The organism is Pseudanabaena sp. FACHB-2040, assembly GCF_014696715.1.
In the GTDB taxonomy this organism is placed as follows: Bacteria; Cyanobacteriota; Cyanobacteriia; order Phormidesmidales; family Phormidesmidaceae; genus JACVSF01.
On sequence record NZ_JACJQO010000022.1, the window covers coordinates 460,590 to 475,555 of the forward strand.

13 protein-coding genes and 1 tRNA gene are annotated in these 14,966 nt (G+C 51.7%); 1 reads left to right on the plus strand and 13 read right to left on the minus strand.

The annotated features are described in order from the left end of the window. Positions 1-23 precede the first annotated feature (23 nt). From H6G13_RS25025 to H6G13_RS25060, 8 genes are all read right to left on the minus strand, one after another. The gene (locus H6G13_RS25025; protein WP_190488001.1) at positions 24-944 is read right to left on the minus strand and encodes an NAD(+) kinase; all 921 of its coding nucleotides are present in this window, start codon (positions 942-944) and stop codon (positions 24-26) included. 95 nt (positions 945-1,039) lie between these two features. Further along, complete coding sequence (gene nuoK / locus H6G13_RS25030) at positions 1,040-1,345, minus strand: NADH-quinone oxidoreductase subunit NuoK (protein ID WP_190488337.1); 306 nt, start codon at positions 1,343-1,345, stop codon at positions 1,040-1,042. A gap of 46 nt (positions 1,346-1,391) precedes the next feature. Next, positions 1,392-2,024, minus strand: coding sequence for an NADH-quinone oxidoreductase subunit J (locus H6G13_RS25035; RefSeq protein WP_190488003.1), 633 nt, complete (start codon positions 2,022-2,024; stop codon positions 1,392-1,394). An 83-nt stretch (positions 2,025-2,107) separates the two neighbouring features. After that, a complete protein-coding gene (ndhI, locus tag H6G13_RS25040; protein ID WP_190488338.1) occupies positions 2,108-2,707 on the minus strand; it encodes an NAD(P)H-quinone oxidoreductase subunit I in 600 nt (199 codons plus the stop codon). A 118-nt stretch (positions 2,708-2,825) separates the two neighbouring features. Beyond that, complete coding sequence (nuoH, locus tag H6G13_RS25045; protein ID WP_190488005.1) at positions 2,826-3,944, minus strand: NADH-quinone oxidoreductase subunit NuoH; 1,119 nt, start codon at positions 3,942-3,944, stop codon at positions 2,826-2,828. Positions 3,945-4,353: 409 nt separating this feature from the next. Then, positions 4,354-5,538 carry a citrate synthase gene (locus H6G13_RS25050; protein ID WP_190488007.1) on the minus strand — a complete coding sequence of 395 codons (1,185 nt, stop codon included), beginning with the start codon at positions 5,536-5,538 and terminating at the stop codon, positions 4,354-4,356. Between the two features lie 373 nt (positions 5,539-5,911). Further along, the gene (locus H6G13_RS25055) at positions 5,912-7,078 is read right to left on the minus strand and encodes a bifunctional oligoribonuclease/PAP phosphatase NrnA (protein WP_347277529.1); all 1,167 of its coding nucleotides are present in this window, start codon (positions 7,076-7,078) and stop codon (positions 5,912-5,914) included. Between the two features lie 266 nt (positions 7,079-7,344). After that, the gene (locus H6G13_RS25060; RefSeq protein WP_190488009.1) at positions 7,345-7,842 is read right to left on the minus strand and encodes an HNH endonuclease; all 498 of its coding nucleotides are present in this window, start codon (positions 7,840-7,842) and stop codon (positions 7,345-7,347) included. Between the two features lie 224 nt (positions 7,843-8,066). On the opposite strand from H6G13_RS25060, the gene alr reads away from it, so the two are divergent. After that, complete coding sequence (alr, locus tag H6G13_RS25065; RefSeq protein WP_190488010.1) at positions 8,067-9,275, plus strand: alanine racemase; 1,209 nt, start codon at positions 8,067-8,069, stop codon at positions 9,273-9,275. Here the strand turns inward: alr and H6G13_RS25070 are convergent. From H6G13_RS25070 to H6G13_RS25090, 5 genes are all read right to left on the minus strand, one after another. After that, a complete protein-coding gene (locus H6G13_RS25070) occupies positions 9,272-9,829 on the minus strand; it encodes a redoxin domain-containing protein (protein WP_190488012.1) in 558 nt (185 codons plus the stop codon). The genes alr and H6G13_RS25070 overlap by 4 nt on opposite strands. A 118-nt stretch (positions 9,830-9,947) precedes the next feature. Next, positions 9,948-10,553: a peroxiredoxin gene (locus H6G13_RS25075; protein ID WP_190488014.1), complete on the minus strand. Its 606-nt coding sequence runs from the start codon at positions 10,551-10,553 to the stop codon at positions 9,948-9,950. Between the two features lie 448 nt (positions 10,554-11,001). Next, positions 11,002-11,074, minus strand: a tRNA-Met gene (locus tag H6G13_RS25080). A 272-nt stretch (positions 11,075-11,346) separates the two neighbouring features. Then, positions 11,347-13,428, minus strand: coding sequence for a peptidoglycan DD-metalloendopeptidase family protein (locus tag H6G13_RS25085; RefSeq protein WP_190488016.1), 2,082 nt, complete (start codon positions 13,426-13,428; stop codon positions 11,347-11,349). A gap of 891 nt (positions 13,429-14,319) precedes the next feature. Continuing rightward, the gene (locus H6G13_RS25090) at positions 14,320-14,793 is read right to left on the minus strand and encodes a tRNA (cytidine(34)-2'-O)-methyltransferase (protein ID WP_190488018.1); all 474 of its coding nucleotides are present in this window, start codon (positions 14,791-14,793) and stop codon (positions 14,320-14,322) included. Positions 14,794-14,966 lie beyond the last annotated feature (173 nt).

Below are 14,966 nucleotides of genomic sequence, written 5' to 3' on the forward strand. Positions count from 1 at the left end.
TCACCCCTTAAGTTGAGAAAACACTAGTTTCTGTGATTGTTCGTATAGTTAATTCGGGTGCCTGCCCAGTTGAGCTTATTTCTTAAAGTGCCGTAGTAAGAGTAATTCTTTCTAAGAATAATGAACTTGGCCATAAATTCAGCCATGCGAATATCCACTCGCTGTCCTGGCCAAATGGCGGTGGCCATCACTCCATCCATCCAGAGCTTAGTATTAAGATCGACATCCGCTAACGGCCAAACACTGACTACCGAACCAGGAGGCAGCACAATCGGGCGGCTCGATAGGCTGAGAGGGCAGATAGGCGTGACAATAATTGCTTCCATACCAGGATGAACAATGGGGCCGCCTGCAGCAACCGTATATCCTGTGGAGCCTGTCGGCGTGCTAACCAAAAGGCCATCGCCCTGGTACTGATCGACAACTTCACCATCAATTTCCATTTCCAAAATGGAGGTGATCATGCGATCTGGGGAGGCAGGCTTAACCGACATTTCATTAAGGGCTAAAAAGCGATCGCTCATTGCCTCCAGGTTACTTCGGTCACCTTGAAAGACCTGGGTCTGAAGCATCATTCTCTGCTGCACAGCAAAGCGATCGGACAGCAGCCTTTCCCAAACCTTTTCCAGATCAACATAGTCTTCTGAGGCCTCGGATAAAAAGCCTAAATGCCCACCAATATTGATGGCCAAGATAGGGATATTTTCAGGCGCAACATGCCTGGCCGCTGCCAAAGCAGTACCATCACCTCCTAAAACAATAGCTAGATCAATCGGCTGAGTCACAGAGGCAAGGAAAACGGGGTAGGGATTGTCCTTAGGGCCACTGGGACCAACCAGCACTCTACAGCCTAGTCCCTCAAGCTGCCGGGCACACTTCTCAGCCCACTGCTGGCTCAGGCGGTTCCTGGCTTTATAAACAATGATGGCCTGCTTTAACTCCACCGCTGCCTAGGTACTCCCTAAATACACCTACCCACAATTGTAAAGGCGCTGCCAAAGCAGCGCCCCAACGCTTAGCAAGACTGAAGTTCGGGCAATTACCACTTGAGCAGATTGAACTGTTCCATATCTACAGTGTCGCGGTTGCGGTAAATAGACAAGACAATCGCCAGGCCAACAGCTGCTTCTGCCGCAGCAATAGTAATGACAAAAACAGAAAACACTTGACCTGTGACATTGGCCGGATCAAGATAGTTAGAGAATGCCATCAGATTCAGGTTAACGGCATTCAGCATCAGTTCAATTGACATCAGAACTCGAATAACGTTGCGGCTGGTTACCAAGCCATAGATACCAATGCAGAAAAGCGCCGCAGCAATCAGGAGAAAATATTCCAAATGCATCTTCAAGACTACCCAAAATAACCTGGAACCAAACGAAGCTTAATTTTTAGAGAAATGAGTCAGTTGCGCCCTGCTCCGAAGTATTGCTGCCAACAGGCACTAACTCGCGGGGCCGCTCTGGTAACTGTAGAGCGTCTTGAACAGGCACTCCAGCCTGAGTGTCTGGAATGTATTCTCGACGGGCCAGAATGATTGCACCTACAAGTGCGATTAGCAACAGCACTGAGGCCAGTTCAAAAGGCAGTAGGAAGTCAGTAAAGAAGTGTATGCCAATCAGAACAATGGCGTTGTCGCCTGCTGCCGGCGCTGATGAGAGCTTCCAGGGTGTGCCAACAACTGTCGTTGCTAGCAGAGCGAATAGGCCAGAGCAAACTAGAGCCGTAACTGCCCTACCAACCCACGCCCTGGCAATTGGTCTGAACTCCTGCTGCTTGTTAACCAGCATAATTCCAAACAGAATCAGAACGTTGACAGCTCCGACATAAACCAGAACCTGGGCGGCCGCCACGAAACTGGCGTTGAGCAGGATATACATACCTGCAATGCTGATGAAAACACCCCCAAGCAAAAAGGCGGAGTAGACAATGTTCTCTAGCAGCACAACCCCCAGCGCTGCGCCGAGCATCATCACCGCTAAGATGCCGAATGAGACTATCTGTACCCCTTCTGCTAGCGTCACGACCGCGTCTCCTCTAAATAACAATTGGTCCAGGTTGTAAAGTACTGCCCGGTAGAGGCCCAGCTGGCCACTACTAGGAACTCTTAGGCTGGGTCTTCCTCGGAAGGTTCCATTTCCTCAATGATCTCTTGAGGCAGCTTGCCGGCTCGCCGGGAACCTTCGGCCAATCCGTGGGGGTCCATAACCCCTTTAGGTAGGTAGGCCAGTTCTCGCAGCGGCGTTACCATCGGATCTTGAGTCACTTTGTAGGGTAACCGTCCTAGGGCCACGTTGTCGAAATTTAGTTCGTGCCGGTCGTAGGTGGCTAATTCATACTCTTCTGTCATGGAGAGACAGTTAGTGGGGCAATACTCAACACAGTTGCCGCAGAAAATACAAACTCCAAAGTCAATGCTGTAGTGCTTCAGAGTTTTCTTCTTGGTAGCCTTGTCAAAGTCCCAATCTACAACGGGTAGGTTGATGGGGCACACCCGAACACAGACTTCGCAAGAAATACACTTGTCGAATTCGAAGTGAATTCGGCCTCGGAAGCGCTCAGAGGGAATAAGCTTTTCGTAGGGGTACTGAACTGTGACGGGGCGTCGCCGCATGTGATCGAAGGTAACGGACAGGCCTTGGCCAATGTACTTGGCTGCCTGAACGCTCTCTTTGGCATAGTCCCCGACTTGCTTCAAAAAGTTCAGCATCGGTTACATCTCCGAATGAAAACAGGGCAATTAAGACAGGAATGCAAGAGGTCGTTGAGGGTTAGCGTGCCTCTTTAAAGGCGCTAGGCCCAATAAGGTGCATCACACGCTCTACCTATCCCCCAAAAGCAAGGGGGAAAGACAGTTTTAAGGCCGCAGTCAGCAGCAGGTTAACCAGGGAAACTGGTAGGAGAAACTTCCAGCCTAAATCTAGGAGTTGGTCGATCCGCACCCGAGGTACTGTCCAACGCAGCAGGATTGCTAGGAAGACCAGCAGATATGCCTTGAATAGCGTCATCATGATGCCGATGGAGGCTGCCAGTACCTGTAGCCAAGGAGCCGTCTCACTAGCCCCCAGCAGACCTGCTAGCCAGTCTATAGACACTGGCGATTCCCAACCTCCTAGGTAGAGAATCGCAACGATCAGGGCCGAAAGCACTAGGTTCACGTAGGAGCCTACGTAGAATAGGCCAAACTTCATCCCCGTATACTCAGTTTGATAGCCTGCGACCAGCTCTTCCTCTGCCTCAGGGAGGTCAAAAGGCAACCGCTCGCACTCAGCCAAAGCTGCAATCCAAAAAATTACAAAGCCGACTGGCTGCCGCCAAATATTCCAGCCCAGGATGCCGTAGCCGGCCTGCTGATTGACAATGTCAATGGTGCTGAGGCTGTTGGACATCATTACAACGGCTAGGACTGCTAGCGCCATCGGAATTTCGTAGCTGATCGACTGAGCAGCAGCCCGCAGTCCTCCCAGCAGCGAATACTTGTTGTTGGAGGAGTACCCCGACATCAGCAGTCCAATGGGAGCAATGCTGGAGAGGGAGATCCAGAGGAAAATGCCCACTCCAATATCAGTAATAACTAGGTTTTGGCCGAAGGGCACAATCAGGTAAGACAAAAAGACCGGGATGACAACGATCACTGGTCCCAAAGTAAACAGGATGGGATCGGCCAGGGCTGGGGTAATGTCTTCCTTGAAGATGAGCTTGATGCCATCAGCGGCAGCCTGCAGGGTTCCCAGGGGTCCGGCAAATTCGGGACCAATGCGCTGCTGAGCCGCAGCGGAGATCTTCCGCTCCAGCCAAACCGTAACAAAGATGCTGACGGTTGCGGCAGCTAGAATCAGCACCATCGGCAGCGGCAGCCAGAGTGTCTTCGCTACGCCAGGTGGCAGTCCTAGATCGACGAGGGCTCGAACAAAGCTGCCTTGCAGGTCGATTCCTTGATTCATGGGCTAGCCCTTGGGAGTGTCAAATTTCATAAATTCTCTCATCGATCTTACCGCCTCAATCTGCTAAAGATGGGGGTTTTTGAGGGATTTATGGATAAGAAGTTCTGTTCTCAGCAATAGAAGCCCCCAATAAACATAATACGAACAGAGAGCCTTATAGAAAAACCTCTATCTAGCGAAGTAGCAAGACAAAACGTGCCGTGGCTGGACGCAATTGTTTCGAGCAGATTTATCCATGAGGACTCGTCTCAACATAAAGCGGGGGCGTCATCCCGCCATCCCTTACTGAATAAGGCTTTAAAATGAAAGCCCTCCGGCCAAAAGACCGGAGGGGCTGGAGTTCCTGAAAATCGTCACTGTAACGAATGATCTCTGCTATCTCTTAGCTTGAGAAGAGGGGTTTGACCCATCAGTTGACTATTGACTGGATCGTAACTGCCTGCTTATCCCAGATTTGAGGCCGCTCTGCCAGGGGCGTATAGACCTGGTTGCGAACTCCGGTATAGACCTGGGTGGGCCGGAAGATTCGGTTTTCACCTAGCTGTTCTTTCCAGTGGGCTAGCCAACCGGCTACTCGTGCGATCGCAAAAACCGGCGTGAACAAATCAACCGGGATGCCTAGTTTGCGATATACCAGCCCAGAGTAGAAATCAACGTTGGGGTAAATTCCCTTGTGGCCCAGCTTCTCCTCAACCGCCTGCTCCATTTCTAGAGCAATCTCGTAATACTCATCCTGGCCGAACTTGTCAAAGAGCTGCTCTGCCAATCGCTGCAAGATCGTGGCCCGAGGATCTTTGACCTTATAGACCCGGTGCCCAAAGCCCATAATCTTAGACTTCTGTTGAATGCAGGCCTCAACATAGGGTCTGACATTCTCAACAGTGCCAATCTCCTGCAGCATTGTGATGACCTCTTCATTGGCACCGCCATGCAGGGGACCTGCTAGGGTGCCTACAGCCGACGCAATCACCGCATAAGGATCGGTCAGGGTTGAGGCTGTTACCATCGCGGAGAAGGTTGAGGCATTGATGGTGTGTTCAGCGTGCAGCGTGAGGCAGATATCAAAAATCCGAGCCGCTAACGGATCGGGTTCTTGTTCATTCAGCATGTAGAGAAAATTAGCTGAATAATCTAGGTCATCTCGCGGCTGAACCGGATCATTGCCCTTACGCATCAATTGAAAAGCCGCTACCATCGTTGGAATTTTGGCCAGCAGCCGCACCACCGCGTCTTGAATATAGGTTGGGTTATCCAAGGCCCGCTTGGAGTAAAACAGGCCCAGAGCCGCTGCACAGGCCTGCAGAGCATCCATAGGGTGACCGCTCTCCGGGAAACACTTCATCATGTCTCGGACGCGGTACTTGAGGCGGCGGTGGTAGCGAATCTCATGTTCAAAGGCTTCAAGTTCCTGCTTTGTGGGCAGGCCGCCCCAAATCAGCAGATAGGCTGTCTCTAGAAAAGTGCTTTTTTGTGCCAGCTCCTCAATACGAATGCCTCGGTATTCCAAGATGCCTTGCTGGCCGTCGACAAAACTGATGCTGGATTGAGTGGCGGGCACCCCCTCCAGACCAGGTCTATATTCACATACCGTCATGATTGCACTGCTCCCATGCGTTGAAAAGGGTGCCAACGGGGGAATGAGAGCCCCGCCGGTGTCAACGCTACAACGTCGCTGCGACAAGGAATAGTTTAGAGAAAACGAAAAGGACAGTTTTGTAGTAAAAACTGACTCAAATCAGGCTGTTTCTCATATTGCGGCAAGCAAACTGCCTAAATCCCTTGGCCTCAAACCTTGCTAGGGTGTCTGGAACGAAGTAGCTTGACGATGCGTCTGCTGCTTTAGATTCAAAGCCGATTTTACAACGGTCCTCTAGTAATCATCCGTAAGCCCTGGAATTTGTTAGGATCCCTTCGGAAGAGGCGGCCCGCAGAAAGCACTCTGCTCCTAGGTAAGGGCAGCTTTAGGCTCAATCGGTACTGATAACGCCATCTTCAGGGTTAATTAACCGCAGCAGTTTTTGCTTGATCTGCATATCAAACACCTCCCACTTCAGTCGGTTATATTCACTATTTTCATAAAATCCAGATAGAAAGCCGACGGGAATTTCAAACCCACCTGCCATAGACCGCCCGCCCCCGAAAAAGCGACCCTCACTGTCCTGACCAAAGGCCTCTTTGATGAACTCGTCTGGATCGAGGGTAATCTTGCTAGTACGAAGGGAGCCGATGACGACCTCCCGCTCCTCGTCCTCATCGTGGACAATACCGTAGACTAGGGCCGTGTGAACATTTTCTTCAGTCACCAGAAAATCTGCCGCCTGAGGAATGGCGTCGCGGTCTTCGTAGCGCAAATACCCCACTCCCGCGAGAGAAACGCTGTTTTGAATCTTACGGTTGCGCAGCGACCGCTCAATCACATCCATTACTCGTTTAGAGCGGGAAGCCTGCAACACTGCGCTCAGCAGTTGACTGTCGTAGAAGCCACTGAGGTAGGCTGCCGCTAAAAAGTCTGCCTCTGCCGCGTGCATTAGCTGATTGGTATCGGCCCTAAGACCGTGCATAAGCGCCGTGGCACACTTGACATGCTTGCTGTTGCTGCGATCCAGATAAAGCAGGCCGCACTGCAGATACTGAGTCAAGATTGTTGCTGTTGCTCGAATGTGAGGCCTGAGGTCAATAAACTCGGCGTTTAGCTTAGCCTGGGGAGCATGGTGGTCAATGACCAGAATCAGCGGCAGATGAGCAGCTTCGACGAAGGGGAAAAGCTGGCTAGTTGTGCCCTGGTTATCAATCAGCACATAACCTTGATATTGACTTAAGTCAGGACCCTCACTGGCGGGTGCCCAGCGCCGCGCTGGCAAACTGGTTAATCGCACTAGGGCGATATTTTCCTGGTGGCTGAGGGTGCCCGCGTAGTAGATCTCGCAGTCGATGTCGTAAGTCTGGGCAATGAGCATGTAGGCCCAGGCAGAGGATAGCGCATCAGGATCAGGAAAATCCTGCAGTAGAATGATTTGGCGTTCTCCTGCATGCTTCTTAAGCAGCTGCCTGATTGCCTCAATTGGCGGCTCCTGTTCGGGATGGCTGGAAAGTTCGACAGATACACTTTTTGGCGGGCGGGGTGAATCAGCCACTGAATTTGTCATCATTAAAAGTAAGAACGGGCCTACATACTCAGCGAATGCAAAAAAAGGAACTCTTGTTTGAATTTGGAACTAGCGGTTGTCAAAGGCAAACAGATTTAGAAATCAGTGGCAGATGACTGAACCCGGCAGAACGGATTCAAAATTGAGTGTAGTAAGAGAAGAGTCAGTGGGGGATGAAGTTAGCCCACACTTTAAGTCAACTAGAAATTGCGGCTAATAGCGTCACTCATTGGAGGGAAATCTCAGGGAGCATATTAAATGCCGATGACATACTTCTTCCACTCCTGATGTCCTCCACCGCGAATTTGGCGGCTGACCTCAAAATAAAGGCTGCTATGGGGCTTTCGAGGGGAATTTCGTAGCGGCATGTTAGCTTCTTTGGGAGTGCGATTGCCCTTTTTAACGTTGCAGCGAACGCAGGCACTCACCATGTTTTCCCAGCTGTCTTCGCCCCCTCGAGAGCGAGGCACTACGTGGTCTAAAGTCAACCCTTCTCCAGCATACCCGCAGTACTGGCAGCTGTGATTATCGCGCTGCAGGAGATTGCGGCGGGTCAACGGAATATCTTTATAGGGAACTCGGACGTAATGCTTTAGACGGATCACAGTCGGAAGAGGCAGCCCGGCATAAATCACCCGGCCGTTGTGCTCGACCTGTTCCGCTTTACCCTTAATGATGAGAACAATCGCTCTTCGCCAGCTTGTAATGTTGAGGGGTTCAAAGGAGGCGTTGAGCACCAGAACCTTGCTCATTGGGGATCGGTAAGGGGTATTGCACCGATAGTAGCATAGAAGCCGCAGAACCCGTCTTGACGGCTGATACACTGGCTGGTAGCCGCAGCAGGGTCTAGGAAAGGCTTAGAAGCAGCGGCCATCCTAGCCAGTAGCAGTTTGCCTTATCTAGAAGCTGGCTGCGAGGCACTTGCTGGGACTCTTGCTGGGGTATAGACAGGTGTGGTTAGAGGTGTGTGTGAATTATGTTGAGCTGGGATCAAACTCCGGGCCTAGCCTCGATGCGATGCTGTCGGGCCTGGGTAGAAATCAATCTGGCTGCCCTGCAGCACAATGTTGAGCAGTTAAGAGGGATGCTGGCAAACACCACAGACCTGATGGCAGTGGTCAAGGCCGATGCTTACGGACACGGGGCTGTGACGGTAGCGCGCACGGCTTTGCAGGCAGGGGCTGCCTGGCTCGGGGTGGCGACTGTGCCTGAAGGCATGGAGCTGCGGCAGGCAGGTATTCAGGCTCCTATCTTAGTCATGGGGGCGGTCAACAGCGTGGAGGAGATGCACGCGATCGCACATTGGAACCTGCAGCCGACGCTGGTCACCCCCAAACAGGCCCTGGTTTTTTCTGATGCGCTGTGCAGCCGCAGTGAGGCGCTAGCGGCTCCGATACCAGTACACCTAAAGCTCGATACCGGCATGTCTCGCTTAGGCTTTCCCTGGCAGCAGGCGGTGGAGTTTGTCCAGTTTGTTCAGCGGCTGCCCCGAGTGCAGATTGCTAGCCTCTATTCTCACTTCGCAACTGCCGACAGTCTCGATCAAACAACGCTGCGGCTTCAGCAGCAGCGCTTTGACCAGGCTGTTGCGGCTCTGAGAGAGCAGCAGATCTGTCCGCCTCGGCTGCACCTAGCTAATTCCGCTGCCGCCCTCACCGATGCCCATCTGCATCACGATTTAGTGCGGGTGGGACTAGCGCTTTATGGGCTGTACCCGGCTGTGCATTTGCGATCGCAAATCACCCTCCACTCAGTAATGCAAGTCAAGGCTCGCATCACCCACATCCAGGAGATACCAGCAGGGACAGGCGTGAGCTACGGCCATCAGTTTGTCGCCGATCGCCCCATGCGAGTTGCCGTAGTTGGCATCGGCTATGCCGACGGCGTGCCCCGCGCGCTCTCCAACCAAATGCAGGTGCTGGTCAAGGGCAAGCAGGTGCCACAAATTGGCGCAATCACAATGGATCAACTCATGCTCGATGTAACCAGCGTTGCAGCCCTACAAGCAGGCGACATCGTGACGTTGCTAGGGCAAGAGCAAGGGCAAGCCATCACAGCAGACGATTGGGCCGCACTTACGGGCACCATTTCCTGGGAAATCTTATGCGGCTTCAAACACCGCTTGCCGCGCATAGCTCTAGAGCAGCCCCTGCTGATGTCTTCTCAGACACGAAGCCGTGACTAAGCCTGGCCCTGGTTGACCACATCCAAAATAGCCAGCAGCTTCTCAGGGCCGGCATTGTGCTCTAGAAAAGAGAACATATGGCTATAGCGCAGCCGTCCCTGCGGGTCCAGCACAAATTGAGCCGATAGGGGAGCCCCCAGTGCCTGGCCTGTATGGTACTGGTGAAAGCTCTGGCAGCTCTCGTCGCTTAGCAAGGGCAGGTTCAAACCCAGATCCCGTACAACAATCTGGCTCTGGCGCAGATCTGTACTCGTAATCATCAGCACCTCTGCTCCTCGGGCCAAAAACTGCTCATAGGCCTCATTCATCGCCAAAATGTGGGGAAAGCAAAAGGGGCAGTACTGTTTTTCGGTGAAAATGCGGGTGAAGGCAAGCACTAGAGGTTGCTTGGCACGGTAATTAGAGAGCCGCACTGTACGCTGATGGGTAACGTCCCGCAGGGCAAAATCAGGGGCAAACTGACCCACAAGCAATCGCCGCTGGCCAGGAATGGGCAAAAAGTGCTTAAAGAAGCGGCGAGTAATTAAACCTTCAAAATCTGTAGATACAGTCATTTCCGGCTCACCAAGCTGCTTGAATACCACCTTAACAAAATGCTCTGGGCATGTTCTGCCCAGAGCAATAAAAACTGCCTATGGAAACTGTCTAAGAGCAGCGGAGTGCTTTCAACACTTAGATAGCCGCAAAGAAGTCCTTAGACTTAACAGGGTCAGGCGTCATGGTTTTGTCACCGGGCTGCCAGCCAGCGGGGCAGACTTCATCAGGATGGGACTGCACGTACTGAATAGCCTGCAGCGTCCGTAGCGTCTCGTCAACGCTGCGGCCAAAGGACAGGTTGTTGATGGTAGAGTGCTGAATAACGCCTTCTTTATCAATGATAAAGAGACCCCGCAGGGCAATTCCAGCATCAGGATCAAGAACGTTGTAGACAGTGCTGATCTCTTTCTTAATGTCAGAAACCAGAGGGTAGTTCAAGTCACCTACACCACCCTGCTTGCGATCCGTTTGCACCCAAGCTAGGTGGGAGAATTCACTATCAACAGAGATGCCTAAAACTTCGGTGTTGATATCTTTAAATTCACTGTATCGATCGCTAAACGCAGTGATCTCAGTGGGGCAAACAAAGGTAAAGTCGAGGGGGTAGAAGAATAGAACTACATACTTACCCCGGTACTCAGACAGCTTAAGGGTCTTAAATTCTTGGTCAACTACTGCAGTTGCGGTAAAATCTGGCGCAGCTTGACCGACGCGAAGGCAGCCTTCTGTCTGAAACGTCATGTATAACTCTCCTAAGATTGAACTGCGTCTTAATTCGTAAAGCCCTTGAAATGGCCTCTGCTAACTGAGCAGCCATTCATACAAGCCCATACAACTATATCATAGTCATAACGATTTTGATTAAAGGGGGACACAAATTCTCTCCTACCTTAGTTGGAAGTTGGGGTAGGGTAGCTCGTTTAGGCTGCTGCTAGATGCCCCGTTTAGACGAATCGCAGCGACAGCTGAGAAGCTGTAAAAGACAGTTTTGGGTGCTGTCGGGGGGTTGCGATCGCAGTCAAAGGCGTGGCCCAAAAGTTTGACTAAAGCGCAATCTGAAAAGCCAAAAGCGTCAGGACGATTGCGCTGCAAGAGTGAATGGCTAGCAGCCTCTAAGTCCTCAAAAACCGCTACTCAGCAAAGGGATTAGGAAACCTCTACACGTGCTTTTATTAGAAGTATTAAATAATGGCTCAGGCGGGATTTGAACCTGCGACCTTGGGCTTATGAGTCCCCTGCTCTAACCACTGAGCTACTGAGCCAGAAATTAAGCGGTGGCTGAATTTAATCAACCAACAATATTAAAGGTTACCACAAAGGTGCGCTAAAGTGGGCTACTATCTGCAATTTTTGGGCAGGTTTTTGGCACTTCACTACTTCCACAAACCGGCAAGCCTAACCGAGATTCAGCAATAGTCAACCGCTATAGCCAGCTGAGCAGTCTTCCCCTGACACTCGACCCTCTCCCATTTAATAAAATGGGTGACTAATTTCTAGCCACCCATCCCATCTGTTAACGCTATTCCAATCTCACCTAGCGTCCAGGCAGATAAGCTACTGGGTTAACGGCACCGTTGCCAGGGAGATGTACCTCAAAGTGCAGGTGAGGTCCTGTACTGTAGCCAGTACTACCCATTTCTGCAATTTGCTGACCTTGACGAACTGCCTGACCAGGCCGCACCAGCAGACGGCTGTTGTGGGCATAGCGAGTCATACTACCATCCGGATGGCGAATGTCCACTAGGTTGCCATAACCACCCGAATTCCAGCCGGAGCGCTCTACAGTTCCGGTAGCAGCGGCATAGATAGGAGTGCCGACAGGGCCTGCGATATCAACGCCCTGGTGCATACGGCCCCACCGCTGACCATAGCCAGAGGTCAAAACCCCTTGAGCAGGCCACATATAACCATTAAAGCGAGCCGGTGCCTCAGGTAGATACTCACTTGGCTCAGGCAGAATGGGCATGTCAGGAGAGACAGTGCGGCCAGTCGGTACATTCATCGTTGGAGCATAGGCCTCAGGACCGAGCGGTGCTGCCGCTAACAGGTCAGGGGTAGGGGTTGCTCGTTCAGATGGGGCCGGAGAAAACTCAGGATTAGCAGGCTCAATCTCGACTGCCTGAGAATTGCTCCGATTTAGGCTAGCAGGAGCAACAGCAACCTGAGTAGGTTCTTCAACAGCAGATACAGTTGAAGCCTCAGATGACGGCACGATGGCAACCGTACGCTGGCGCTGCATGGCCCGAATGTCAGCGATTAGGCTGGAAACGTGGGGATCTGCTTGTCCAGAGGCAGCATTGTCATTGAGCGGCAAAGACGAAGGCAGATCGGCAGCCGACGCTTGGCGAAGAATGCTGGGCTCAGCTGCTACAGGAGCCTCACGCTCTTCTAGAGATTGGCGCGCCTGTCGAATTCGTTCGTACAGCTCTGCACGGTTTACTGAGCCGTCCCCAGCTTCACGAATGCGAGCAATCCGCTCAGCGACTGAACCAGAAGACACAGGGGCAATCGAGGGGACAGCCGTTATATCAGCAGAAGCAAGCTGCTGCGGAATCTCAATAACGTCTCCCGCCACAATCAAATTGGGATCACGAACTGCATTGGCTTGAACCAGGGCTTCTGGTCTCAATCCATAGCGAGAAGAAATGGTCCATAGGGTGTCGCCAGGCTTAACTCGGTAGGTCTCTGCTGCGGGCACAACCGGCACCAGGGGCTGGGCAGTAGATGCTCCTTCCACCCGCTCAGACAGAGCAGCGATTTGCTGGGACTTCTTGACCTCGATCGGTGCCGCTGGCACGGTCGATTCAGTCGATTCGATGGGCGCTGCTTCCACAGGGGTAGCTGCTTCAGTCGTAGTCGCTGAAGAGGCTATGGCATCTGAATCTTGAACCGAAGAAGTTGTGGCATCTGAATCTTGAGCGGATTCAAAAGAGCGAGTAACCCAAGCACCTTCTGGACTTGGCTCTAGCGTTTGGCTAGAAGGACTAGGGATGCCAGACTGAGGAGTCGAAGCTGCCGCCTGCAGGGTGCTTGCCTGATCCTCAGCTTCGGCCTGAAGTGTGCTTGCCTGCTCTTTAACTTCAACCTGGGGTTCAACTCGGCTCGCAGAAGCGATGGATTGAACAGCATCAGCCTCGGCCCACTCACCTTTAACAGGTTGAACCTCAGAGAGGCTGGCTGCTAGAGTTTCAGTCTCAGAATCACTAGCTTGATCATCACTAGCTTGATCTTTGGGAGAGGCTAGCGCGACCAGTTCAGATACGGGCTGAGCCGCAGGAATGGGTACAGATACTGCAGTCTCGGACAGGGAAGTGTCAGGTCTCGCGTTGGCGGGAACTCGGAGCACTTGGCCAACTTTAATGACTTCGTCTGGCGAGATTCCGTTGGCTGACTTGATGGACTGGACGTCAACCTGGTGAGCTTGGGCAATCTGCCAAAGGCTATCACCCGCTTGCACAGTGTGATAAACAGCAGATTGAGAAGCAGAACCGTTGGCTGAGTGACCTGCCTGAGGTAAAGCTGCGGCTAGCAAGAAAGAATTTGCTGGAGCATCGGCTGCAGCCGCGCCCTCAGCTTGAGACAGTAACGTGCCCGAAGCTCCAACCGAAAATGCCAAACCCAGCACTGCTGCTGATTTACGGACCCGGCGATGACTTCCTGAAAAACCTTGCCGAACACTCTCTGCGCAAGATGGCAGAGATGAGTGTGAATCAGGCGTAGGCTCTTGCGGAATTTCTCGTTTCAAGGAACGACCTCCTATTAGACCAGCGTTCAACTGTTTCAGAACATTCGTTTAACTAACTGTTCACCCGGCGGGCTTGATTAGCACTGCGGTAAGAAACTACTCGAACGAGGGTGAATCGACTTGAACAACCACGACTAGGTAACATTACCCTGCCCTAGCGACTTAAGCAAGTTTACACGAGGAAACAAAAAATTCAATGCCTATTCCTCTTTGTGCATATTCACAGAAAAGTACGCGGGGATCGGGAAGTTTTTCCTAGCCAACACAGATTTTTGATCTGGAAAAAGGAACGATTAAGATAGTCTGCTGCTTTTCCAGTTTCTGTCAAGGGCATAGAAACCCCTCCAAACAAAGGGCTGATGCATAGCGCAAAAAAACCGGAAAAGGCTTGATTTTAGGGCATCCGCTTAGCCCGCTGTAGAGAATACATAAAGCCTGTTTTGGGCGCAATCAACAGAATCTGATCTCACAACAGGGCCACGCGATAGAAATTTCTTATCGATAAGTGTGGGATTTTGTATTCCCAATAACTTCCTGGCTTGAAATTTTGATATTTCCCCTTTTTAGGGAGAAATTAACAGGCTGTTCCTATTCCAAGGCACTTTGGGGGATGAATTCTAGCCTTTAAAGCCGTTGTATAAGCGGCCGAATTCTCATCACTATATGCATATAGAGCAGAACCTCGGCCAGTATGCCCTTAAATAGCCTTAACTCTATCGCGATATTTTGAATTCACTAGCCCTACTGTTAGGTAGCCCTTGGTTAAGGCTGACGCGCCGGTAGCTGCCCAAGCTGACGAAGGGCTTCAAATAGCCCTATGGCGGTACTTACCGAAAGGTTGAGGCTGCGAACTCCGGGCTGTGCCATAGGAATATAAAGGGTTTGGTGGCAGGCTGCCAGCATCGCTTTCGACAGCCCCTCAGTCTCACTGCCAAACAGCAGCCAGTCGTTTTCGAGGAACTTAAACTCTATATAGTTAAGCTCGCCTGAAGTGCTGAATCCGAGCCGTCGTCCGCCTTTTTGGGACTGATAGGTGACAAAATCTTCCCACTGATCATGTAGCTGTAGGTCAACGTAGGGCCAATAATCTAATCCGGCTCGCTTAAGGTAGCGATCGCTCAGCTCAAAGCCCAATGGACCAACTAGATGCAGTCCAGTACCGGTAGCTGCACAGGTACGGGCAATATTACCTGTATTTGGCGGAATTAGGGGATTAACCAGAACAACTTGCGGCATAGAGAGAGTTAAACTGTACCAACTGTCGTGCAAACGGGCGGCTATTTGAAAAAGAGGCGCAGTCCCGGAACCATAGCTTTTTTTAATTGATTCTTTGAGGCTTTTGATTAGTTCTGATTCACTAGGGGTAGAAACAGGCAAATCAAATCTCATACAGCGCTTGGGCCCCTAAG

Excerpts from the sequence above, each read along its gene's own strand:
- H6G13_RS25060 (WP_190488009.1), bottom strand. The coding sequence starts at position 7,842 with ATGAGCAAGGTTCTGGTGCTCAACGCCTCCTTTGAACCCCTCAACATT.
- H6G13_RS25070 (WP_190488012.1), bottom strand. The coding sequence starts at position 9,829 with ATGACTGTATCTACAGATTTTGAAGGTTTAATTACTCGCCGCTTCTTT.
- H6G13_RS25090 (WP_190488018.1), bottom strand. The coding sequence starts at position 14,793 with ATGCCGCAAGTTGTTCTGGTTAATCCCCTAATTCCGCCAAATACAGGT.
- nuoK (WP_190488337.1), bottom strand. The coding sequence starts at position 1,345 with ATGCATTTGGAATATTTTCTCCTGATTGCTGCGGCGCTTTTCTGCATT.
- H6G13_RS25075 (WP_190488014.1), bottom strand. The coding sequence starts at position 10,553 with ATGACGTTTCAGACAGAAGGCTGCCTTCGCGTCGGTCAAGCTGCGCCA.
- nuoH (WP_190488005.1), bottom strand. The coding sequence starts at position 3,944 with ATGAATCAAGGAATCGACCTGCAAGGCAGCTTTGTTCGAGCCCTCGTC.
- H6G13_RS25050 (WP_190488007.1), bottom strand. The coding sequence starts at position 5,538 with ATGACGGTATGTGAATATAGACCTGGTCTGGAGGGGGTGCCCGCCACT.
- alr (WP_190488010.1), top strand. The coding sequence starts at position 8,067 with ATGTTGAGCTGGGATCAAACTCCGGGCCTAGCCTCGATGCGATGCTGT.